At 61.0% G+C, this 21456-nt stretch carries 22 protein-coding genes and 1 pseudogene; 14 read left to right on the top strand and 9 right to left on the bottom strand.

What is annotated here, in order from left to right:
* Positions 1-274 precede the first annotated feature (274 nt).
* From IVB27_RS26690 to IVB27_RS26680, 3 genes are all read right to left on the bottom strand, one after another.
* Positions 275-1174 (bottom strand): DUF3991 and toprim domain-containing protein, encoded by a 900-nt coding sequence (locus tag IVB27_RS26690; RefSeq protein WP_247446099.1) that lies wholly within the window; start codon positions 1172-1174, stop codon positions 275-277.
* 203 nt (positions 1175-1377) lie between these two features.
* Positions 1378-1554 (bottom strand): hypothetical protein, encoded by a 177-nt coding sequence (locus tag IVB27_RS26685; RefSeq protein WP_247446078.1) that lies wholly within the window; start codon positions 1552-1554, stop codon positions 1378-1380.
* 742 nt (positions 1555-2296) lie between these two features.
* Entirely contained in the window at positions 2297-3022 is a 726-nt protein-coding gene (locus IVB27_RS26680; protein WP_247446077.1) for a LuxR family transcriptional regulator, read from the bottom strand.
* Between the two features lie 425 nt (positions 3023-3447).
* On the opposite strand from IVB27_RS26680, the gene IVB27_RS26675 reads away from it, so the two are divergent.
* From IVB27_RS26675 to IVB27_RS26610, 14 genes and pseudogenes are all read left to right on the top strand, one after another.
* Positions 3448-4083, top strand: coding sequence for an acyl-homoserine-lactone synthase (locus IVB27_RS26675; protein ID WP_247446076.1), 636 nt, complete (start codon positions 3448-3450; stop codon positions 4081-4083).
* A gap of 38 nt (positions 4084-4121) precedes the next feature.
* A complete protein-coding gene (locus IVB27_RS26670) occupies positions 4122-4691 on the top strand; it encodes a lysozyme family protein (RefSeq protein ID WP_247446075.1) in 570 nt (189 codons plus the stop codon).
* A 77-nt stretch (positions 4692-4768) separates the two neighbouring features.
* A pseudogene (locus IVB27_RS26665) lies at positions 4769-5064 on the top strand (TrbC/VirB2 family protein).
* Positions 5064-5402 (top strand): VirB3 family type IV secretion system protein, encoded by a 339-nt coding sequence (locus IVB27_RS26660; protein WP_247446074.1) that lies wholly within the window; start codon positions 5064-5066, stop codon positions 5400-5402. The pseudogene IVB27_RS26665 and the gene IVB27_RS26660 overlap by 1 nt, the downstream one beginning before the upstream one ends.
* The gene (locus IVB27_RS26655; protein WP_247446073.1) at positions 5395-7761 is read left to right on the top strand and encodes a VirB4 family type IV secretion/conjugal transfer ATPase; all 2367 of its coding nucleotides are present in this window, start codon (positions 5395-5397) and stop codon (positions 7759-7761) included. Before IVB27_RS26660 ends, IVB27_RS26655 begins: the two co-directional genes overlap by 8 nt.
* Positions 7758-8480, top strand: a complete 723-nt coding sequence (virB5, locus tag IVB27_RS26650; protein WP_247446072.1) for a P-type DNA transfer protein VirB5 — start codon at positions 7758-7760, stop codon at positions 8478-8480. Before IVB27_RS26655 ends, virB5 begins: the two co-directional genes overlap by 4 nt.
* A 14-nt stretch (positions 8481-8494) precedes the next feature.
* On the top strand, positions 8495-8722 hold the full coding sequence (locus IVB27_RS26645; RefSeq protein WP_247446071.1) for an EexN family lipoprotein: 228 nt from the start codon (positions 8495-8497) through the stop codon (positions 8720-8722).
* A 38-nt stretch (positions 8723-8760) separates the two neighbouring features.
* Positions 8761-9720 carry a TrbL/VirB6 family protein gene (locus IVB27_RS26640; RefSeq protein WP_247446070.1) on the top strand — a complete coding sequence of 320 codons (960 nt, stop codon included), beginning with the start codon at positions 8761-8763 and terminating at the stop codon, positions 9718-9720.
* A 349-nt stretch (positions 9721-10069) separates the two neighbouring features.
* Positions 10070-10741, top strand: coding sequence for a VirB8 family type IV secretion system protein (locus IVB27_RS26635; RefSeq protein WP_247446069.1), 672 nt, complete (start codon positions 10070-10072; stop codon positions 10739-10741).
* Positions 10738-11589, top strand: coding sequence for a P-type conjugative transfer protein VirB9 (gene virB9, locus IVB27_RS26630; protein WP_247446068.1), 852 nt, complete (start codon positions 10738-10740; stop codon positions 11587-11589). The genes IVB27_RS26635 and virB9 overlap by 4 nt, the downstream gene beginning before the upstream one ends.
* An 11-nt stretch (positions 11590-11600) precedes the next feature.
* A complete protein-coding gene (gene virB10 / locus IVB27_RS26625; RefSeq protein WP_247446067.1) occupies positions 11601-12746 on the top strand; it encodes a type IV secretion system protein VirB10 in 1146 nt (381 codons plus the stop codon).
* Positions 12747-12760: 14 nt separating this feature from the next.
* The gene (gene virB11, locus IVB27_RS26620) at positions 12761-13774 is read left to right on the top strand and encodes a P-type DNA transfer ATPase VirB11 (RefSeq protein WP_247446098.1); all 1014 of its coding nucleotides are present in this window, start codon (positions 12761-12763) and stop codon (positions 13772-13774) included.
* Entirely contained in the window at positions 13740-15686 is a 1947-nt protein-coding gene (locus IVB27_RS26615) for a type IV secretory system conjugative DNA transfer family protein (protein WP_247446066.1), read from the top strand. The genes virB11 and IVB27_RS26615 overlap by 35 nt, the downstream gene beginning before the upstream one ends.
* Positions 15670-16848 carry an LPD7 domain-containing protein gene (locus IVB27_RS26610; RefSeq protein WP_247446065.1) on the top strand — a complete coding sequence of 393 codons (1179 nt, stop codon included), beginning with the start codon at positions 15670-15672 and terminating at the stop codon, positions 16846-16848. Before IVB27_RS26615 ends, IVB27_RS26610 begins: the two co-directional genes overlap by 17 nt.
* Before the next feature lie 244 nt (positions 16849-17092).
* Here IVB27_RS26610 and IVB27_RS26605 read toward each other — a convergent pair whose 3' ends face one another.
* The 6 genes from IVB27_RS26605 to IVB27_RS26580 form a co-directional block, all read right to left on the bottom strand.
* Positions 17093-17605: a hypothetical protein gene (locus IVB27_RS26605; protein ID WP_247446064.1), complete on the bottom strand. Its 513-nt coding sequence runs from the start codon at positions 17603-17605 to the stop codon at positions 17093-17095.
* Between the two features lie 159 nt (positions 17606-17764).
* A complete protein-coding gene (locus IVB27_RS26600) occupies positions 17765-17905 on the bottom strand; it encodes a DUF2474 domain-containing protein (RefSeq protein ID WP_247446063.1) in 141 nt (46 codons plus the stop codon).
* Positions 17905-18912 carry a cytochrome d ubiquinol oxidase subunit II gene (cydB, locus tag IVB27_RS26595; protein ID WP_247446062.1) on the bottom strand — a complete coding sequence of 336 codons (1008 nt, stop codon included), beginning with the start codon at positions 18910-18912 and terminating at the stop codon, positions 17905-17907. Before cydB ends, IVB27_RS26600 begins: the two co-directional genes overlap by 1 nt.
* A 10-nt stretch (positions 18913-18922) precedes the next feature.
* Positions 18923-20353, bottom strand: coding sequence for a cytochrome ubiquinol oxidase subunit I (locus IVB27_RS26590; protein ID WP_247446061.1), 1431 nt, complete (start codon positions 20351-20353; stop codon positions 18923-18925).
* Complete coding sequence (locus IVB27_RS26585; protein WP_247446060.1) at positions 20341-21279, bottom strand: RNA polymerase factor sigma-32; 939 nt, start codon at positions 21277-21279, stop codon at positions 20341-20343. The genes IVB27_RS26590 and IVB27_RS26585 overlap by 13 nt, the downstream gene beginning before the upstream one ends.
* Entirely contained in the window at positions 21266-21433 is a 168-nt protein-coding gene (locus IVB27_RS26580; RefSeq protein ID WP_247446059.1) for a hypothetical protein, read from the bottom strand. The genes IVB27_RS26585 and IVB27_RS26580 overlap by 14 nt, the downstream gene beginning before the upstream one ends.
* Positions 21434-21456 lie beyond the last annotated feature (23 nt).

Raw genomic sequence — 21456 nt, 5'->3', positions numbered from 1 at the left:
AAGCGCGAGCGATCCGCCTGATCTCTTCGTCACTTCAGTCCTTCATCACACCTCCTCGCCGGCCGCATCGAAGGTCCGGCGGGTCAAGGGCCGCGGAACGCGGGCGAAGCTTCACCCTTGACGCGCTGGCCGGGCATGCGGCAGCGCTTCATTCCCATTTCATTGTCCCTCCTCATGCGATCTCCTCCCCTCCCACTCTCGGCAGCATCAGATCCACACCCATGCGGCGATCCTAGCGGCGCTCGCGGCCTGCGCGTCACCTTCGCGGGCCGCATCAAGATGTCGCAATCAGGGCCTTCAGATCATCATTCCAATCGTCGGTGCGCGATCGCGATCGCGCATACTCCGCGCGGGCGTCCCCGGCGATGGCACGAATGCGATCGGCATAGACGTCACCCTGCCGATTGTTGTCGGTCGCCGCCACGAGGCGGACGTTGGCGCGCTTGGCCAGATTGCGGATGGTATGATCCGTCGCCGGGGACCAGCCGCCTCCGGTGCTGACATAGAGGGTGTCGGAGCGGTGGATCTCGATCGCGGCAAGGCTCATGGCATCAATGGCCGCCTCAGTGATGCAAATCCGCTCGGACCTGGCCGGTCCGAAGCGAAACAGCTCCTTGGCGCCGTCACTGGCGAAGCCGCGCCATGCCGGCCCACGCTCCTCCCAGCCCGTGAGCGCTCCAGCAGAATCGCTATGTGCCGCCCACATGCTGCCCTTTGGCCCCTCACGCAAACGATTGCAGGCGGCCGCCTGCTTCACAATGTCGGCCGGCAGCCCGCGATCATCGGTGAGATAGCGCCAGGCTGGCGAGCCCGGGCGCGGCGTGACACGATGTCCCCACCGCTCAGCAATAGACCCAAGCGCCTTGGGCCTTGCCGGACGCTGCCACACAGGTGTGCTGGGAAGGAAGCCAACCGCATCCGCAACACGGTCGCATGAGTCAGAGAAACCGACAGATCCAAGATGTTCGGCGAGCGAAAATACGTCCCCTTTCGCCGGCGACAACGGGTCGAACCAGCCGCGGCCTTCGTGGATGACGATGATGATATTGCTGTGACGGCGATATTTGATCGCGCGTCGGGTGCTTTCCTTGACGTCGACCTTCCAGCCGTCTTTCTCCAGCAGGGCCGCGCAGCCGACCTTTTGGCGCAGCTCTTCGATTTCTCTCTTGTCCATTTGCTTGCACCGGACTCGCGCAGGCGGGTCCGCCCCTTCTTCTGTTAGTCTCTCTTGTTTCTCGCCATGCGGAACATCCCCGACCGGCCGCGAAGCCTGCCGAATGCAAGGGCGCGCTGACCAACGGTCAGTCGTCGCATCGTCAGGCGCGGCGAAGCCTCCCTTGCAGCCGGCATGGCGCCAGCGGCAGCCGGTCACCCGGCTCAATGAGCCGGGCTCCAGGGGTCATACTCATGAACGATGGCGTCTTGATCGCCGTCGTACTCGCTGGAGACCATCACGCCGAATTCGTTGTCAGCCTGGAAAAGAATGACCGGCACCATGAGCGTGCGAGCCAGATCGAAGGCATAGTTCTGAGCGAGAGTGAGATTGTGCGACATTGAAAGGCTCCCGTCTTGCGGCGGGGACCATCCCCGCTCGACAGGCGCCGACGTGTTCGGGGGCGGCTGCGGTCACCTCGCAGGCGAAGCCGAAGAGGTCGCACGCTTGCGTAGCGAACCCCTTGCGGGTTGATCGTAGAAGGCCGAACCTGAACCAAGGAAAGCCGATTCGAGAGCGGGGTTGGTCCTTTACCGGAAGCATGGTGTGTCAAGTGCACGTCTTTCGTCCGCGCGGCCTTTGCTGCCTTGATCGACAGCCAGAGCGACGTCGTCCTGAACCTCGGCATCAACGAAAGCTGTTTGCCGACCACACGGCGGCAGCGTCGCGAAAGCGTCGTTTCCATTCGACGTACTCAAGGCCATCAGCATTGCGCGCACTTAGGGATTAGCGCCCGATCCGAGCAGGCGTGAAGCTGCTTCCGATCGATCAGCCGGTACGGTTGTTCAGGGATTCGGGCCGTTTGCGTCAGGGATGGCCGCCCGCAAGGGGGAAGACCCGCTTGCGGGGCTTCAGCGTAGCCAATAGCCCGGGCCCGCAGGGCGACGCCCAATTCCGCGCTGGAAGATTCCGCGAAGACATGGGTACGATGAATTGCGAGCAGCGATCCGCTCTTAGCTGAATACTGCAAATGATGGCGCCGAGCTCAGTTGACGAGACCGTTGCACCTCCTTGGCAAGCTCACTCTCCGTTAACCGCCGAGCTTGGGGCCGCGCTTGCTGACCCGCACGGTTGCTCTACACATTACGGCAGCAATCCCTGCCGAAGCGCGAGGGCCACAGCGTGTGGAAGGGTTAGTGCGGCAAGATTTCGCCTGGCATTGTCCAGATGAAACTTCACGCCTCGCGGCGTGACGTCAAGAAGCTCCGCAATGTCCTGCATCGTCTTGCCGTCAGAGATCCACGCGAGACACTGCCGCTCGCGCTGGGTTAGTGGGCTTCCTATCCCGCCTGATGACGTACGTCCTATCTTGGCACTCACGTGGGCATGGAAGTTGAGACCCACCGTTTCCAACATGTCTTGTGAGGTCTCGATGAAACGATCGAGTCCAAGGCTGCGGTCGTCCACCGCCAAAGTGAATGCCGCGAACTGGTTTTGGCTCGAGGGAATGCGAACGGTAAGGCCGGTCCTGATCTTGAAACTAAGCGCATCGTCAAACAGACGGCGTTCCTTCGGCGACTTTGCGCTTCGCGCCTCACGGCCATCCCACAGCAGCATCCGGCTTGTGTTTCGCGGTTCCTGAAGAACGGGGTCGATGTTGTCGTACCCTTCGCGAAAATAGTGACTTGTCCAATTTTTCGGATAGGAAGAGATCAGTTTGGGGCCGTTCGCGCGGTGGCCAAAATAGGCGAACCAGCGGAATCCCAACCCATGCGCAGTTCGTTCCGCGACTCGCCGAAAATCATCTTCCGTATGGGCAGAGTGAAGACAATCGACAAATTCATCGCATGCTCTTTTGACACCTTTCATTGTGCCCCTTTTTGAACTGTCCTGAGGTCCATTACGCGAACAACGCGCTTGATTCGCGCGCTGCGTGTGAGCGTGTATTGCGGCGTTGCGGCAGCTTTGCGGCAAGAACAATTCCATATCGCCCTGTCAAAACTACAGCAGCAACGCGAACATTGACGGAGGAGAAACAACCTCTGGACTGCGGCCACTCAAAGCAACTATTTTTCTCCGTTTCTAGAGGTTTAGGAATTCCATTCCCTGCGCTGTCAGATCCGCGCGTCGCGAACTTATAGAGTTTCCAAAGTGCGCGCGGATGGCCACGCCTGCAAATCCGGTTCGCGACCCCAACAGGACCATAACGTCCTGTCAGAACTGACAGCGCAACGCCGCGACCGCGCCTGCTTTCTTGATCTCGAAGCTACTGATTCGTAAGCCGGAGGTTAAGAATGAAAGTCATTGTGCGTCCCCGTACAGCGCTCCTGCAAGATTCTGAACTGACAACGGGAATGCATCGCCTGCGAGGTCGCGTGTTCAAGGAACGGCTTGACTGGGACGTCCCTGTCTCCGACGGATTGGAGATCGATCAGTACGACACATTTAATCCGACGTATCTCCTCGCCGTTGAGCAGAGCGACGTTGCTGGTTGTGTTCGCCTGCTGCCAACCACCGGGCGCAACATGCTGGCGGATACGTTTCCGGTGTTGCTAGATGGCAACCCGGCGCCGAGGGCTGCCAGAATTTGGGAGAGCTCACGCTTTTGCGTTGACACAAAGACTGTTGCGGCTACGGCGGAGAACGGTCTGCGCAAAGCAACGTTCCTGCTATTTGCAGCAATGATCGAGTGGGCTCAGCAGCGCGACCTTCAGGCCATCGCAACGGTCACTGATCTGCGTATGGAACGCATCCTGCGCCGGGCCGGATGGCGTCTCGATCGCCTCGGCACGCCTCGTCAAATCGGGACGACCAACGCCATCGCTGGATTGCTGCCGATCAGCGAGGAGGCGCTCGGCGCGATCCGAGCGGCCGGGCAGATTTCAGGGGGAGCAATTGACGCGCCGTCGAACCTGACGATCGCCGCCTAGCATCGAACGTCTCAGCTCCTCACAAAAAGGCTCTCAACATGGATCCAGCTGCATTCGCGGCTCTTGTCGAGCGATGCGCCCCGACGACAATGGTCCGCCCGCTAACGGCAATCGTGCGGCAGGCGAGTTCGTTCGAGCCGCTGCTCATCACGATCGAAGGGAGCAAACCGATTCCAATTCAGGCCACCGATCGTGACGAAGCCATCCAGCTCACGACGGAGGCCATCGCCGCCGGCCAGCAGGTTCGGACCGGTCTCGCTCAACTTGATGCTGAGGAAACAAAGAGGGCCGGGCTGACGGCCGGCACCACGTTCGATGCGTGCCAGCACATTGCTGGCCTTGGCAGATTGTTCGATGCGCGGTTGCAAGCGGCGCGCATGAAAAGCACAGATCACGACCAGGCGATTGCCAAGGTTGTCGCGAGCTTCGCGCCCAAGGCTTCCGGTCAAGTCTCGGAGCCCCGTATAGAGCCGATGGCGACCACCGGGCGTGATCGCCCCACCGGTGATACGACAATCAATCACCCCACCGCCTCTGCCAGCGAGCGCCGGCCCTGGGACGTCTATCGCTCGGGACTAGGCTCGTCAGCCTTTGTCTATGAACGCTGAAGGACCTCTTTTCTTTTGTCTCAACCCAACACCGCGGTCCGGGCTGGTCCGGCTGCACTGCTAATCGGAGCCGTGTCATGACCTCTTCGCTTAAGAACTCCGCCGCACTCCTCTGCATGGCGACCGTTCTCAGCATCGCCTTGGTCGAGCCTGCCCTCGCGCAGACCGCGAACATCGAGGGCGTGCTGCAAAACATCGTCAACATGTTAACCGGCAATGTCGCGCGCCTGCTGGCGACGCTGGCGGTCATCATCGTCGGCATCGCCTGGATGTTCGGCTATCTCGACCTGCGCAAGGCCGCCTAGTCGTGCTCGGTGTCGCCATCACGTTCGGCGCCTCCGAGGTGGTCTCGACCTTGACCGGAGGTCGCTGATGATCGAGGCCGCGCGTCTTACGGAGGATACCCTGTTCCTCGCCTGCACGCGTCCGGCCATGATTGCCGGCGTTACCATGGAAGCCATGGCGCTCAACGTGATGTTTTCCTGCATCCTGTTCCTGGTGGCCGGAAGCATCATCTACGGCCTGGTCGCGATTCCGATCCATGGTCTTTGCCGCATCATCTGCCGGCACGATCCCAATATGTTCCGGATTCTGCTCGCCTGGATCGAAACCCGCGGGCGCACGCGCAACGCGTCATTCTGGGGCGGATCGTCCTGTACGCCGCTCAAGCTCGTTCGGCGATATCAAACACGAGACCTTCGTTATGCGTGACGCAGCGCTTAAAACCCGAGAGATCGGGCCCGATGTCTACCTGCCGTTCGGCCGGCATGTCACCGATACGGTGATTAGTCTTACAACACGGGCCCTGCTCACGGTGATCCGGCTCGACGGCACCTCGTTCGAGACCGCCGAGACGGCTGATCTGAACGGACTTCACGCCAAGCTGAACCTCACGCTGCGCAATGTTGCGGATCCGCGGCTGGCCCTCTGGACCCATCTAGTACGGCACCGGACGTCGGACTATCCGGACGGTGCGTTCCGATCGACATTTGCAGCCTCCCTCGACGCGGAATATCGCGACCGGCTTTGCGAGGCAGCGCTATTTCGCAACGATCTCTATCTGACGCTGGTTTGGCATCCCGGCCGCGCCCCCGCTGACGCCGCAGCTGCGTTCTTCAAACGGCTTGGCCGGAGCGCTGCGGCTTCCCTCGAGGTCGACAGCCACGCCTTGAAGCGGCTCAACGATGCCAGGCGGGATATGGTCGCGGCATTGGAGCGTTACGGCGCTCATGCCCTCGGATTGGCTGAGCGCGATGGCATCGTGTTCTCGGAGCCAATGGAATTGCTCCACGCCGTCGCCTCCGGCGAGTGGATGCCCATGCCATTGCCGCAAGGCCCGATTGGTCCTGCGCTCTATTCAAACCGCGTCATCTTCGGCCGAGAAGCCATCGAAATCCGAGGCGCCGGTGGATCGCGCTTCGCTGGCATGTTTGGACTCAAGGAATATCCGGCGTCCACCAGGCCCGGCCTGCTGAACGCGCTGCTTTCGGCGCCTTTCGAGATTATCCTCACGCAATCCTTCGCGTTCTTGTCGAAAGCCGACGCCAAGACGGTCCTGACGCGTAAGCAGAACCAACTGGTCTCGGCTCAGGATCCGGCGGCCTCGCAGATCGACGAACTCGCTGACGCGCTCGACGATCTCGAATCCAACAGGTTCGCGCTTGGAGATCATCACCTTTCGCTACTGATCTATGCCGAGACGCCTTCGCAACTGCAGGATCACATGAGCGTGGCGCGACGCGCCCTGGCGGATGCGGGTGCCGTGGTGGCGCGCGAAGATCTCGGACTTGAAGCGGCTTATTGGGCGCAACTCCCCGGGCTGTTCAAGTATCGGGCACGGACTGGGGCGATCAGCTCACGCAATTTCGCAGCATTCTCCCCGTTCCACACCTATCCCACCGGACAGCCTGCCGGCAACCATTGGGGACCCGCGGTCGCGATGCTCAAAACCGCCTCCGGCTCGCCGTTCTACTTCTCGTTCCATCACGGCGACCTCGGCAACACCTTCATCTGCGGCCCGTCGGGCTCCGGAAAGACCGTCGTTCAAAACTTCCTGCTATCGCAGGCCGAGCGGCTCGGCGCCACCTACGTCTTCTTCGACAAGGACCGCGGTGCCGAGATATTCGTTCGCGCCGCCGGCGGCACCTATCTGACACTCCGCAATGGCGTCGCAACCGGCTGCGCGCCGCTCAAGGCGCTGGAGCTGACGCCGAGCAATCTTTCTTTCCTGGGTGAACTCGTCCGGAAGCTTGTCACACCGGAAAACCGCCCGCTGACCGTGACCGAGGAGGAGCGGATCGATTCCGGATTGCGGGCCCTCGCCCAACTTCGGCAGCCGGAGCGCTCGTTCGGGGCGCTGCGGGCCTTTCTCGGCCAACAGGATCGCGAAGGGATCGGCGCACGGTTGGAGCGATGGTGCCGGGGCGCTCCCTTCGGCTGGGTGCTGGATGGCGAGCAGGATGCCATCGGGTTGGAGGCCCGGTTCATCGGCTTCGACATGACCGATCTGCTGGATCATCCGGCCGTTCGCACGCCGCTCATGATGTATCTGTTCCACCGGGTCGAGCGCCTGATCGACGGCCGACGCCTGATCATCGACATCGATGAGTTCTGGAAAGCGCTTGGCGACGAGGCATTCCGTGATCTCGCCAACAACAAGCTCAAAACCATCCGCAAACAGAACGGCGTCATGGTGTTCGGGACGCAGTCACCGCGCGACGCGCTGGCCTCTCCGATCGCACACACCATCGTCGAGCAATGCCCGACGCAAATCTTCCTGCCGAATGCGCGGGGGACGCGCTCGGACTATGTCGACGGTTTCCATCTGACCGACACTGAATTCCGTCTGATCAAAGAGGAGATCGCGCCCGAAAGCCGACGTTTCCTCGTCAAGCAAGGCCACAATTCGGTGGTGGCGGAGCTTGATCTCGGCGGCTTCGACGATGCGCTCGCCGTCCTGTCAGGACGAACGGAAACGGTCGAACTGCTCGACCGCGTCCGGGCGGAGGTCGGCGACGATCCGGTTCAATGGCTTCCGGTATTTCACGCGGAGCGGAGCGACGTCCGATGATGGTTCAGCGTATCCCGGCGATCTTCACCTGCGTATCTATCGTGGCCCTCCTGACGCCATTTCCCGCAGAAGCGGAGATCGTGTTCGATCCCAGCGTCTATGCCCGGCAATTCGAGCAACTAACGGAGCTGAAGAAGCAGGTCGATACCCTGACGTCCCAGCTCAGGGTGGCGCAGGATCAATTGAACCAGGCCAAGCAGCTCTACGACAGTTTCAACAAGCGGACCAACGCCAACGACATCGGCGCGCTGCTAAACACGCCCCAGCTCCGGAAAGTCCTGCCCCAACAATTCTCTGACATCGAACGTCTCGTGGCGGGGCAGGGTGGCGGCAACTTCGCCGACGCGATGAACCATTATCTTTCGCAGAACCGCGCCTATGCAGGTAACAGCGGCAATTCCTATTACCAGAGCGAGCTCGACCGGATCGCGCGGCAGACCGGCGCCAAGCACTCCATGGGCCAGGCGGTCTACGACACGGCCTCGCAGCGTATCGATGCACTCGAAAAGTTGAGAACGCGCATCAGCTCGGCGACCGATGTCAAGGAGACACTCGATCTCTCGGCGCGGCTGCAAGCCGAACAGGCTCTGCTGCAGAATGATGTGCTCCGGATGCAGGGGCTCGCGATGATCCAGCAAGCCCGCACGGACATGGATGGCCAGCGGGAGCGCGAGAAGCGGCACCAATTGGTCGACGAAATGAAGGCGGCCCTACAATGACAATGAAGGCATCTATGCTGGCGATCGCTGTTGCGGCTGCTCTTACCGGCTGCAAGGATTCCGACAATGCACAGTCGACGAAGACCGTCAGCTGGTTCTTTAATCATCGGGATGAGCTTCAGGCAACGCTCAAGGCGTGCCGCGATAACCCAGGCGAACGCGGGAATACGGCCGACTGCATCAACGCCAACGAAGCTCGCAAGAAGATCACCGTCCAAGAGATGAAAGACGCCCTGAAGTAAGGATCGCGGCGATGGCCATAGACGTCTTTGACAGCTTCTTGAAGGAGTTCGAGCAGCCGATCACGACATTCGTGTCGACCTCGGTATCGAATCTTGCCTCCTACATTGATGGTCCGCTCCGCACGGCCGTGATGCTCTATGTGATTCTCTACGGCTTTGCAGTGATGAGGGGCGCAATCTCCGAGCCCGTCATGGAATTTGCCTGGCGGGCGATGCGGATTGTTGTCGTGGTTATGCTCGCGACCAATTCAGGCGCGTTCCAGCAGTACGTCACGGGCATTTTCTTTGATTCCTTGCCGAGGGAGATCGGTAACGCGTTAGCGGGCTCCGGGCTGAACACGAGTTCAGGAGCTCCTTTCGATCAGCTTCTGTCCAAGGGAATTGACGTCGCCAATAAGATCTACGATCAAGCAGGAATAACCGACGTGGCTCCGGCACTGATTGCCGCCATTCTCCTGATTTTTGTCGCCGTTGGCTCCTTCTTGCAGTTCGCCATCCTGCTCTATGCCAAAGTTGGTCTCGGCGTCGTGATCGCGCTTGGGCCGCTCTTCATTGCACTTGGATTATTTGAGGCCACGCGGCCCTTTACGGAAGCCTGGCTTCGGCAGGTCGCGAACTTCGTGATCCTGCTGGTGCTGGTGGTGGCGCTGGTCGGGCTGATGTTGACCACCGTCAGCGGCTTCATCGACAGGTTCGCAGCAAACGCAGGCACGGCCGGAGAGATGGTGGTGGCCGCGGTCGCGATCAGCGCGGTGCTCGGTCTGTCCGGATACATCGCGCTTCAACTGCCGATCATCGCAGGCGGTCTCGCGGGGGGTGGCGCTTCGCTCGCAAGCCGGCTGGTCACGAGCCCAATGATCGCCAACGCGACGGCCGCAGCCGGCGGCGCTTATGCTGGAGCCCGCTGGTCAGCCAACCGCGGTCTCGCCGCCATAAGAGCCAGCCGGCAGGGCGGCAGTATGCGGCGCACCCGATCGCCGGGGACCACGGCGGCGTAGGCAATCATCGTCGGCAGCAGGCGACAAAGACAAAGGGGCATCAGAACGATGTGGCGTCGACTATTCATCATCTGCGTCATCGCAGTTCAACTTGGCGGGTGCGCGAACTGGTCAAAGGGGCCACCATCGTGCGATGGCCAGGCTCGGCGGCCGCTCAATCGCTCGCTGTGGGATTGGGAGACGGGTACGCCATTGGCCACGCCGGAGTCAGCACCTCCGCCATCCGCGGCGGCACCAGTCATCCGCAAAGGCGAGACCGGCCCGGCAGCCACCTCGGCCCAACTCGCCGCATCAGGCCACGAGGCCACCATCGCAGCCTCTTACCGCGCCTGCGGCAAGGAGGCGTGAGATGGTCGGACATCATGACCTCAAAGCCTATTTCGCCAATGCGCGTCGATGGGAACAGGATCTGCTGCTATCTGCGCATCGTTCGCGGCGAACGGCATGGGTGATTGCCGCGGTTGCCTGCGTATTGGCGGTTGCCTCGCTCAGTGCAGTCGCGGCCCTAGCTCCCCTGAAGACGGTCGAGCCGTTCGTCATCCGGGTCGATAATTCCACCGGCACTGTGGACACCGTCTCCGCCCTCACCTCGACGCCGGCGCGCTATGACGAAGCCGTCACCAAGTATTTTCTCGGACGCTACGTTCGCGCGCGTGAAGGTTACAGCTTTCCGGAGGCCGAGACCAATTTCCGCACTATTTCCTTGCTCTCGGCGCAGGGCGAACAGGCCCGCTTCGCGGCATGGTACCGCGGCTCCAATCCCGAAAGCCCGCAAGTCGTTCAGGGCCGTTTCGGGGTCGCCACGGTGCGGATCAAGGCGATTTCGCTCCTGGCCGATAATGTCGCCTCCGTGCGCTTCATGAAAGAAAGCCGCAAGGGCGAGGAAACCCGCGTGACCCATTGGGTCTCCACCCTGACGTTTTCCTACGCCAATGCGCCAATGTCCTCCGCCGACCGTCTCATCAATCCTCTCGGCTTCCTGGTCTCGGAATATCGCGCCGATCCGGAGGTCGTGCCATGAAAGCTTTCGTTCTCTTGATGACGTTCGCCCTGGGATTCGCGGAGCCGGTGCTGGCCTTGCAACAGCCGTCACCGGGACAACATGATGCGCGCGTGCGAACCGTGACCTACGATCCAGCCAACGTCGTCCGGGTCAATGGCGTAATACGGGCGTCGACCCAGGTGTTGTTTGCCGATGACGAAGAGGTCGCGCATGTCGCGATCGGCGATTCGATTGCATGGGAGGTCGCACCAGCAGGCTCAATCCTGTTCCTCAAGCCGCGGGAAAAACATCCACCGACCAACCTACAGGTCGTTACCACGCGCCCCGATGGCCGCAAGCGCTCGTATCAATTCGAGTTATCGATCGCCGAGACGACGCTTGCGGACAGCTACTTTGTCGTCCGCTTCACCTATCCCGGCGACGAGATCGAGCGTCGGCGCACTGAAGCAGCCGCCCGCGGCGCCGAGCGGGAAGGCGCGCTGATCGAACAAACTTTTGACCTGCATCATGCCTATGGCGCGCGCAACTGGCGCTTCTCCGCGCAGGGCTCGGTCGACCTCGAGCCCGAAGCCGTTTTCGACGATGGCAAAGAGACCACGTTCCGCTTTGCGGGCAACCGCGAAATCCCCGCGATCTATCTGATCAACTCGGACGGCTCGGAAAGCCTGGTGCCCAAGGATGTCCGCGGCGAGCTCGTGGTTGTTCACGCCACGGCCCGGGAATTTCGGCTGCGCAAAGGCGATACCGTGCTCTGCATTTTCAACGAAGCGTTCGACCCGGTGGGGATTAACCCGGGTACCAACACCACAAGCCCTTCGATCGAACGGCGAGCGAAGAAATCACCACCAACCCTAAGGCCACGATAGGCGAGCGCGATATGACCGAACATCACGATGAGACGATCGCCGGCGACCGCGGCATTACGCCTGTGGGAGGAGGGGACAACGCTCGCGCGGCGATGCTCAAACGCGGCTTCGGAGCGCTGGCGCTCACCGCATTTGCCGCTCTGATCATCTGGGGGACCTGGAAAGGCGATAAGCCGGTCAGCGATTCCGCCCGCAGGCTGGTGATCCGCCAGGCGGCAGCGTTCGAGCCGATCCCGGAAGCGCCGGCCGCACCTGTTACCACGGCCTCAATTGGAGCCGCGCCGGTCGCAGCCACGCCGGCGGCACCTGCGCCCGCCTCGGACCAGCTTCTGGAGAGCGCCCGGCGCGCGCCCGTGCTGGCCTATAACCGGCCGAATTCTGCAGGACGCGCGGCCCACGACAGCGTAACCGGAAGTGTCGTCACCGACCCCTATGGATTTGGCCGGGGGGAGCCGCGCAACGACCTTGCCGACAAGCTGAAGCCCACGCCGATCGAGGGCGTGCGCGCAGCGCGGCTTCCCAACCGCAATCTGCTCATCACCCAGGGCACCTCGATCCCGTGCGTGCTGGAGACGGCGATGTCCTCAGACGTGGCGGGTTTCGTCTCCTGCGTCGTGGTGCGCGACGTGATGTCGGATTCCGGCAACGTGGTGCTGATGGAAAAGGGCACGCAAGTGGTCGGTGAATATCGCGGCAACGTGCGACGCGGCTCAAAACGCCTGTTCGTGCTGTGGACCCGCGCCAAGACGCCGACCGGCGTCATTGCGGCATTGGCCTCGCCGGCCACCGATGCGCTGGGCCGCGCGGGCTTCGACGGCGACATCGACACCCACTTCTTCGAACGGTTCGGCTCGGCGCTGTTGCTGTCGATCGTTAGCGATGCCTCCTCGATCGGACGTCAGCAGCTGCAGGACAGCTCCATCCAGATCAACAACACCACCGGCGCCACCAACACCGCCGCCGGTATCGCTGTCGAGCAGTCGATCAACATTCCGCCGACGCTCAACAAAAATCAGGGCGAACTGGTCAATATCTTTGTCGCTCGCGATGTCGATTTCTCCTCGGTCTATCAACTCCGGCGGACCGAGACCCGCACGCAGATTTTGGACCGCACCATCCCCGGGGGCATCGCGGCCCCGGCCGTGGTGACAAAGTGAGCGCCGTACACGCCATGGAACGCGATGGCAGCCGGCTCGTGCTGGCGCGCTATCTGGAGCCGCTGGCTCCATTTCTGGCAGACAACTCCCTGACCGAAATCGTCGTCAACCGCCCCGGCGAGATTTTCGTGGAAGGACCTGACGGTTGGACCCGCCATGAAGCACCAGCACTCACCCATGCTTACCTTCTGCATCTTGCGACCGCGGCCGCCGGTCACACCCGCCAGGACATCGGTCCGGAGCATCCAGTGGTGTCGACGACCTTGACTGGCGAGGAGCGCTGCCAGATCGTGGCCCCGCCGGCCGTGCCAGCCGGCACGGTCAGTCTCACGATCCGCAAGCCGTCGGCTTTGACGATGACACTGGAGGCCTTTGAGCGGACAAAACTGTTCGATGAGGTCCGTATCGCCGATGACGAACTCACTCCCGACGAGAATCGTCTTCTGGCCCTGAAAGAAGCGGGCGCCTGGCGCGACTTCCTCCAGCTTGCCGTCTCGACCCGCCGCAATATCATCATTTCCGGGGCGACTGGTTCGGGAAAGACGACGCTGTCCAAGGCGTTGATCGCGGCGATCCCGGCACACGAGCGGCTCATCACCATCGAGGACACCGCCGAGTTTGTCATCCCGCATCAGAATTGCGTGCGGCTGCTGTACGCCAAGGACGGGCAGGGCGTCGCCAAAATTGGTCCGCGCGAACTTCTGGAGTCCTGCCTGCGGATGCGGCCAGATCGTATCCTGCTGCAGGAGCTGCGGGATGGAACGGCATTCTTCTATCTGAGGAATGTGAACTCGGGTCATCCAGGATCGATCACGACGGTTCATGCCGACAGCGCCCGGCTCGCTTTCGAGCAATTGACGTTGTTGGTGAAGGAAAGTGCGGAAGGCCGAGACCTACATCGCGACGACATCCGGTCGCTGCTGCTGCTTCTCGTCGACGTCGTCATCCAGATGCAGAAGCGGGACGGTCGCTACCGCATTTCGGAGATCTACTATGACCCCGTTCGCAAACGCGACCACCTCCGTTAGGGCGGCGCAAGGCCTTGCGATCGCGCTCGCGGCTTCCGCGCTATTCCTATTGGTTGCCTCCAATGTCTTGCTGCTGGGGCTCAGGCTTCACGATGGCGGCCTGCACTGGTCGGAGATCGCCACGGGCTGGCCCCGTTACGGTGCCGACCCACGTTTCGACCGCTGGCTGACCCTCTCGACTCTCGCCGGCGCGGTTGTGGTCTTTGGCCTGCTCGGCGCTATCTTCCGGCACCGTCCTCTCCCGCTGCACGGCAGCGCTCGGTTCGCGTCCGAGCGCGAAATCAAGGCCGCTGGCCTGCGATCCAAGGATGGCGTGCTTCTCGGCCGCAAGGACGGTGCACTGCTCTGCTTCGGCGGATCGGAACACGTCCTGGTCTACGCTCCAACCCGCGCCGGAAAGGGCGTCGGCTACGTCATTCCGAACCTGCTCAATTGGCCGGATTCAGTCGTGGTGTTGGATGTGAAGAAGGAGAACTGGGACCGCTCCGCCGGATTTCGGGCAGCCCATGGGCAGGAGGTCTATCTGTTCGACCCGCTTGAGGAGAACGGTCGCACGGCGCGCTATAATCCGCTGGGCTATGTGCGCAGCGATCCTGCGGACCTCTATGACGATCTGCAACGCATCTCCGTCATGCTGTTTCCGGCCGAAAGCCGCGGCGATCCGTTCTGGTTCGAGGCAGCACGCTCGGCCTTTGTGGCAATCGGCGGGTATGTCGCGGAAACGCCTGGCTTGCCATTGACGATCGGTGAGATCCTGCATCAGCTGTCAGTGGCCAGTGACCTCAAGGCACATTTTGAGAAACTCATCGCCGCGCGCAAGTCCGGCCCTTCGCCACTGTCGCGGCATTGCATCACGGCGTTAAACGACTTCCTCGCCGCTTCCGAAAACACCATGAACTCGGTTCGTAAGACCGTGACCGCGAGGCTTGGCCTTTGGCTCAATCCCCGCATCGACGCGGCAACCGCAACCAACGATTTCGACCTGCGGCAGCTGCGGCAACGGCCGATGTCGATCTATCTCGGCGTGACCCCTGACAATCTCGACCGCATGGCGCCGCTTCTCAATCTGTTCTTTCAGCAGGTGGTCGATCTCAATACTCGCGAGCTGCCGGAACAAAATCCCAGACTCAATTGCAAGGTGCTGCTGTTGCTCGATGAATTTCCGGCGCTGGGCAATGTCAACGTACTCGCGAAATCCGTGGCATTCATTGCCGGTTACGGCATCCGCCTGCTTACCGTGGTTCAGAGCCCGGCTCAACTCCGCGCGATCTACGGGATCGACGCCGCCCGCAACTTCATGACCAACCATGCCGTCGAGGTCGTCTTCGCCCCAAAGGAACAGGACGTCGCAAATGAGCTCTCGGAGCGCATCGGTTACGACACCGTGAAAGCGCGCAGCCGCAGCGGACCGAAAGGGCTGGCGATGCGCTCGACCAGCGAGACGATCTCCGAACATCGGCGTGCCCTGATGCTCCCGCAAGAGCTGAAGCTTCTTCCAAAGTCGAAGGCATTTATCCTGGGCACCGGAATTCCTCCGGTTATCGCTGACAAGATCGTATACTACGAAGACAAGGGGTTCCGGAGGCGTCTGCTACCGGCACCTGTCCCGGAGATGCCCAGGGGCCGCTCGACCGCGCTGCTTGACGCCGAGATCAAGGAGCTTCGCTCCGAGGTCGCTGAGCTGCGTGCGGTATTTCGGTCTCGCCCGATGACCGATGAGGAGGTGGCCGATCCCACCACAATTCCCGCCGACGCCTCCTTCGATTTCGGTGACGTGGACGTCAATCTGGAAGGCCTTTCGGAGGACGACATGAAAGCCTGGACCCTGAATTACATCGACGCCCAGGCTATCCCCCCGGCCCGGCGTTCCAGCCGCAAGCAGAACGGACGACAGCATGAACGGCGTGCCTGACGATAGCGAAGAGTTCAGCCTCATACGGCAGGATCGCACCGGGCGCGATCCGAGGATCGATAGGCGGGGCGAGGATATCGACGCGAAGTCGGTGTCGGCCGACAAGTCATTCTCCGCGACGGTCGACGGCAAGGCGCTGCCCGATCGTATCCGCGCCAAATACTACGTTGTGGCCAATGAGTCTGAAAGAGACGGGCCAAACGGCGAAGTGCGCCTTTACGCCGACGAGCGCGGCGAGTATCTCGCCTTCAAGATCACCGAAGTTCGTCTGGTCACGCGGCTGACCGCGGCCGAGGTGATCCGTGACATGGTCAGCGTGGCGCGACATCGAGGGTGGGACGCACTCCAGGTCCGCGGCTCCGCGGAATTCCGGCGCGAGGCCTGGCTTGAGGCCGGCGCCCGCGGCATCGAAGTTCATGGCTATCGGCCAACGGATCTCGATCGGCAGGCACTTGCCGATCGGCAGGAAGTCTGGAACCGAACACATCCCCGCACGCATGAGGTGGAGGTCCGTCCGATTCCTGACGGGGACAGGCGCGCGGAACGACTTGACTACGACAAGGGTGTCTCAGGTCGCTTGATCGAGGTCGGCCGGGCACCCTATGGCAATCGGAACGATGCCGAGCCATCCACCTATGTGGCCATCGAGCTCGACAACGGTCGACAGCATCAGGTTTGGGGCGTCGGTCTTGAAAAGGCGACCGCCGATAGTAAGGCAAGGCCTGGCGATCGCATCCAGGTGCGCAGGGATGGCGTCGAACGCGTCACCAAAGAGATCAAGATCATAGATGCAGCAAGCGGGAGTGCGCGTATCGAACGGCGGCAGGTGCCACGCAACCGTTGGCGAGTAACGGCGGAGAAGTTTCGCTCAGCCGATCGGCAGACCGCGGCGCGTGATGCCGATCTGGTCGCGGCGCAATCGCAAATGGTGATTATTGAGAAGGCGCTAGAACGTGCGTTTCCCAAGGATGTACGCGCGCGTCACAGCATCATCGAAGCGGCGAGAGAACGCATTGCGCATCATCTTGGGCAGGGACACTCATTCGGCCGAGCAATCGTTATGGAACCAGCACAGGACCGTCATCAATCGGTAGGCGATAAAGGTGATGCTTTGCAAACCCGGAACAGCGAACGCGTAAGAAATTCGCAACGAGAGCGCTGATGGCGAGGGTTTTCTCCCGCGTGAAGTGGTCGGTTCAACTCCTCTCCCCGCGACCACTTTTGTTATAATCACTCACGTCCTGGTCTAACCGCCGGGACTGATCTTATAAAGCAACCGGGCGAGGGAGCCGGTTCAGTCGCGCAGCGCTTCCCGGTGCATCCAGAATGAAGTGCGGAGGACTTCTTCGCGCGGCGTAGGCGCCCCAAGAAGCCACTCCCTCGCGCCCTCAGTAAAAAAGGAGGGGCTATCGATTTGTGGAGCAGGAGTTCGAATCTCTTCGGGCGCGCCATTTGCGTACAAAACCACGAACATTTCCGTTCTCGGTCTGTTTGCCGGCAATGGCCGCCTGGAGGATGTCCTTGCTGCCAATAATCCGGATGGCTTGGTCGTCGATCTCGACCGCGTCGATGATTGAGCGGATATAGCCTTTGCAGGTGTTAGTGTCGCCCGCATCCAGCTTCGCGTTCATCAGTCGCACGAAGGCGTCGATCTTCCCCGCCTCGGCTTCCGCGCGCTTGCGCCAGACCGTTGCAGACAGCGTGCCGACGCTCAAAGGCTTTCCGGTTTTGCCGGTCACGCCGGCGGTGGTCAAAGCCCTGATCATGTCCCGCCAGCCCATGCCGCGGCGCTCCGCAGCGTCAAACCAGTGTAAGTGTCCGGCGACCAGTTGCGAGAGCTTCTTCCGCCCTCCTCCAGGAAGATGGAAATCCTCAGCCATTGCCTTTTGCCCGGCTTCCAAGTCTTTGTTACTGACCATCCTCAATCCCTCACCACGGTCAACAAGAGATAGGAAGCAGCCTAATTCTCTGCAAATCTCTACGAAATTCAACATTTTTCGGCATCCACAAGTAGACCATTGTCGAGATCACACCTGTGCATCTGGCATGCGGGCTAAATGAGCGGGCTCGAACAGCGGTCATCCCGTTAGCCCGGCAAGGTTCATCAACATGCGAAATGCGATCGACAAGATCGCCAAGCTTACGACACTCGCCGTCCAGATCAGGTCCAGCCAGCCGATCCGCCACGGCCAGGTTGGCAAGGAAGTTCGCCGCTCCATCAGTGATAACCCTCGCCGATCCTCACCTTGCCGCGGAACACGTAGTAGGCCCAAGCCGTGTACCCGAGGATGAAGGGAATAACGAACAGCGCACCTAGCAGGGCGAAACCCATGCTTTGGGGCGGCGATGCGGCGTCCCAGATGGAAATCGCCGGCGGGATGATGTGCGGCCACAGACTGATGGCGAGCCCGCTGTAGCCGAGAAAGAGCAGGAGCAGCGCCAGCAGAAAGGGCGTAGCATGAGTGTCGCGTTTCAGCGTATGGAAGATCGCCCACGCCACAAGCAACACGAGGAGCGGAACGGGTGAGAAGAACAGGAAGTTCGGTAACTTGAACCATCGCGCCGCCACATCAGGATGTGAGAGCGGCGTCCAAAGGCTGACGATGGCTATCGTGAGCAACAGGACAAGTGTTGCGGCTCTAGCGAGAACCTTCATGCGACGCTGTAACGCGCCTTCGGTTTTCATGATCAGCCAGGTCGAGCCAAGCAGCGCGTAGGCCACCAGGAGGCCAAACCCGGTGAACAGGCTGAATGGTGTGACCCAATCGAACGTGCCGCCGGCATAGGAGCCGTCCGTGACGGCAATGCCGTTGATGAAGGCGCCCAACGCAACGCCTTGGCAGAAGGTGGCGAGGTACGAGCCAAAGGCGAAAGCCTTGTCCCAAAACGGTCGATGGGATGCGTCCGCCTTGAAGCGGAATTCGAACCCGACTCCACGCCAGATTAGGCCAGCGAGCATGAACATCAGTGGAAGGTAGAGGGCACTCAGGATGACCGAATAGGCGAGCGGGAAGGCCGCCATCATCGCCGCGCCGCCCAGAACCAGCCACGTCTCGTTGCCGTCCCAGACTGGCGCGACCGTATTGACCATCACGTCGCGATGCTCGCGATCAGGAATGAACGGAAAGAGAATGCCGATACCCAGATCGAATCCGTCCATCACGACATACATCATCAGGCCAAAGCCGATAATCAGTGCCCAAAGAAGGGGAAGATCGATGCCCATCTCGCTAGACCTATTTCTGTTTAGGGGGTTCAATCGCAAGATCGACATCGTCGGGAGCCGCCGAGAGGGGCCGTGCTGGACGCAGCGACTGCCCGCGCCGGTGCGGCGCACCTCCGGCTTCCGCTTCGTCAGGCCCCTTAGCGACCAGCTTCAGCATGTAGCTGATGCCTGCGCCGAACACGGCGAAGTACATGACGACGAAGACGATCAAAGTTAGTGAAAGGGCCAGGACAGAATGGTTCGATACGGCATCTTTCGTGCGCAGCAGTCCGTAGACGACCCAGGGCTGGCGCCCGATTTCCGTCGTCATCCAGCCGGCAAGAATCGCAATCAGCCCTGTCGGTCCCATGAGCAAGGCAAAGCGCAGGAACAAGCTCGACTTGAACAGGCGCCGGCGCCAACGCAGCCACAGGCTCCAGACGCCGAGCAGGACCATTAGCAGGCCGAGTCCGACCATAACGCGGAAGGTCCAGAACACGATTGTCGAATTGGGGCGGTCTTCCGGCGCGAACTGCTTCAAGCCCGGCACCTGCCCATGCAGGCTATGGGTAAGAATGAGACTTCCGAGATAGGGTACCTGTACGGCGTAGCGGGTCGTCTCGGCCTTCATGTCCGGCAACCCGAACAGGGTAAGTGGAACGCTCTGGCCGGGGGTGTTTTCCCAATGACCTTCCAACGCCGCGATCTTGGCAGGCTGGTATTTCAGCGTGTTGAGCCCGTGCGCATCGCCAAGCACGATCTGGAGGGGCGCCACGATCAGCACCATCCACATCGCCATCGACAGCATGGTGCGGATAGCCCGGCTCGAACGGCCCTGCAGCACGTGCCATGCGCCCGCCGCGCCTACGAAGAGGGCGGTGGCGAGATAAGCGGCCACGGTCATGTGGGCGAGCCGGAAAGGAAACGACGGATTGAAAATGATTTTCAGCCAATCGACAGGCACGAACCGGCCGTTGACGATCTCAAAGCCCTGAGGCGTCTGCATCCAGCTGTTCGATGCAAGAATCCAGGTCGCCGAGATGAGCGTGCCGATCGCCACCATGAGACTTGCGAAGAAATGCAGGCCGGGTCCCACCTTGTTCCAGCCAAACAACATGACGCCGAGAAATCCGGCTTCCAGAAAGAAGGCGGTGAGCACTTCATAGGCGAGCAGCGGACCGGTAATGCTGCCGGCTGCAGCCGAAAAATGGCTCCAGTTCGTACCAAACTCGTAGGCCATGACGAGGCCGGAAACCACGCCCATCGCGAAGTTCACCGCGAAGATTCTAGACCAGAAATGATAGAGCGTGCGGTACACCTCGTCCTTCCGCCATAACCATAGCGCCTCGAGAACAACGAGATAGCTCGCAAGCCCGATGGTGATCGCCGGGAAGATGATATGGAAGGAAACCGTGAACCCGAACTGGATGCGCGCAAGCTGCAGTGGAGTTATCGCGAACATGCGAGCACTCCCTCCGTAACTCCCAGGGCGGGCCGCGGGCGATAGCGCGGTGCCGGGTTCTCCCCTTTGAAACATTTCCTGGCTGCGCTCCTGACCTTGCCAAACGCACTAATCTCGATTTGGCGCACGCGCTCGCTGGAAATCGACAACTCCCGCGCAAGCTCCTCGAGCGAGGGAGGGTTCTCGCTCAGGCGCCGCGCCTCAAATATTCGTCGTTCGCGCTTGGTCAGGAGATCGAGCGCTGCCCGAAGCGCGCCGGCTTGCCGGGCGCCTTCGTCATGCTGCGCCAGGATCAACTCCGCGTTCGACGAATGATCAATCAGAAGATCCTGCCATTCGGCGCTACCCTCGCCGTCATTGACAGGCGAGTTCAACGACAGGTCGCCGCGCAGGCGACGGTCCATCTCGATTACTTCAGTGGCGTCGACTGTCAACCGCCGAGCAATGACTTCAGCTGCCTGCGTAGACAGTTCGGTTGTCCCGCTCGCAAGCTTGTTCATTTCCGTTCGGAGACGGAAGAACAGCTTCTTCTGTGCAGCTGTTGTTCCAATCTTGACCAGCGACCAGGAGCGCAGAATGTAGTCGTGTATGCTGGCTTTTATCCACCAGAGTGCATAGGTCGAAAAACGCGAGCCGCGCTCAGGCTTGAAACGCTGCGCGGCAAGAACCAAACCGAGGTTTGCTTCAGAGATGATATCCGCGAGGGGAAGACCATATCGCCTGTAGCGCCGTGCCACGCTTGCCGCGAGCCGCAGGTGACTGGTGACGAGAGCGTCCGCTGCCGCGCGATCACCCAGATCCTGCCAGCGACGTGCAAGCTGTTGCTCTTGCTCTTCCTCAAGCAGGTCGTATCGCTTGATCGCCGCGGTGTATCCGTTCGAATTGCTGCGCGCTATTCCGTTGATTTCAAACTCATTGGGCGCCATAGCTATGCTGCTCTCCTGCATACTTTGCTCCGATAGTTTCAGCCCGGCAAATGGACTGTAGGAACGAGCGCAGGGGAGGTGCCACTAAATAGGAATTTGGCAGATTAACTTTGCCTTTAATGTTGGCCAGATACTCTTGCGCCATCACAATCATCGACGTTCTCCGCCTCGGCTCAT

The organism is Bradyrhizobium sp. 197 (genome assembly GCF_023073375.1).
GTDB lineage: Bacteria > Pseudomonadota > Alphaproteobacteria > Rhizobiales > Xanthobacteraceae > Bradyrhizobium.
Note: the sequence above shows the minus strand (reverse complement) of the source record. Positions and strands in the feature narration are given on the sequence as shown.

What these genes read in the sequence shown, in the direction of transcription:
- IVB27_RS26675 (WP_247446076.1), top strand. Translation starts at nt 3,448, where the DNA reads ATGAAAGTCATTGTGCGTCCCCGTACAGCGCTCCTGCAAGATTCTGAA.
- virB10 (WP_247446067.1), top strand. Translation starts at nt 11,601, where the DNA reads ATGACCGAACATCACGATGAGACGATCGCCGGCGACCGCGGCATTACG.
- IVB27_RS26635 (WP_247446069.1), top strand. Translation starts at nt 10,070, where the DNA reads ATGGTCGGACATCATGACCTCAAAGCCTATTTCGCCAATGCGCGTCGA.
- IVB27_RS26600 (WP_247446063.1), bottom strand. Translation starts at nt 17,905, where the DNA reads ATGGAGCGGCGAACTTCCTTGCCAACCTGGCCGTGGCGGATCGGCTGG.
- IVB27_RS26670 (WP_247446075.1), top strand. Translation starts at nt 4,122, where the DNA reads ATGGATCCAGCTGCATTCGCGGCTCTTGTCGAGCGATGCGCCCCGACG.
- virB9 (WP_247446068.1), top strand. Translation starts at nt 10,738, where the DNA reads ATGAAAGCTTTCGTTCTCTTGATGACGTTCGCCCTGGGATTCGCGGAG.
- IVB27_RS26645 (WP_247446071.1), top strand. Translation starts at nt 8,495, where the DNA reads ATGCTGGCGATCGCTGTTGCGGCTGCTCTTACCGGCTGCAAGGATTCC.
- IVB27_RS26585 (WP_247446060.1), bottom strand. Translation starts at nt 21,279, where the DNA reads ATGGCGCCCAATGAGTTTGAAATCAACGGAATAGCGCGCAGCAATTCG.
- cydB (WP_247446062.1), bottom strand. Translation starts at nt 18,912, where the DNA reads ATGGGCATCGATCTTCCCCTTCTTTGGGCACTGATTATCGGCTTTGGC.
- IVB27_RS26580 (WP_247446059.1), bottom strand. Translation starts at nt 21,433, where the DNA reads ATGATTGTGATGGCGCAAGAGTATCTGGCCAACATTAAAGGCAAAGTT.
- IVB27_RS26680 (WP_247446077.1), bottom strand. Translation starts at nt 3,022, where the DNA reads ATGAAAGGTGTCAAAAGAGCATGCGATGAATTTGTCGATTGTCTTCAC.
- virB5 (WP_247446072.1), top strand. Translation starts at nt 7,758, where the DNA reads ATGATGGTTCAGCGTATCCCGGCGATCTTCACCTGCGTATCTATCGTG.
- IVB27_RS26690 (WP_247446099.1), bottom strand. Translation starts at nt 1,174, where the DNA reads ATGGACAAGAGAGAAATCGAAGAGCTGCGCCAAAAGGTCGGCTGCGCG.
- IVB27_RS26685 (WP_247446078.1), bottom strand. Translation starts at nt 1,554, where the DNA reads ATGTCGCACAATCTCACTCTCGCTCAGAACTATGCCTTCGATCTGGCT.
- IVB27_RS26660 (WP_247446074.1), top strand. Translation starts at nt 5,064, where the DNA reads ATGATCGAGGCCGCGCGTCTTACGGAGGATACCCTGTTCCTCGCCTGC.
- IVB27_RS26610 (WP_247446065.1), top strand. Translation starts at nt 15,670, where the DNA reads ATGAACGGCGTGCCTGACGATAGCGAAGAGTTCAGCCTCATACGGCAG.
- IVB27_RS26590 (WP_247446061.1), bottom strand. Translation starts at nt 20,353, where the DNA reads ATGTTCGCGATAACTCCACTGCAGCTTGCGCGCATCCAGTTCGGGTTC.
- IVB27_RS26615 (WP_247446066.1), top strand. Translation starts at nt 13,740, where the DNA reads ATGACCCCGTTCGCAAACGCGACCACCTCCGTTAGGGCGGCGCAAGGC.
- virB11 (WP_247446098.1), top strand. Translation starts at nt 12,761, where the DNA reads ATGGAACGCGATGGCAGCCGGCTCGTGCTGGCGCGCTATCTGGAGCCG.
- IVB27_RS26655 (WP_247446073.1), top strand. Translation starts at nt 5,395, where the DNA reads ATGCGTGACGCAGCGCTTAAAACCCGAGAGATCGGGCCCGATGTCTAC.
- IVB27_RS26605 (WP_247446064.1), bottom strand. Translation starts at nt 17,605, where the DNA reads ATGGTCAGTAACAAAGACTTGGAAGCCGGGCAAAAGGCAATGGCTGAG.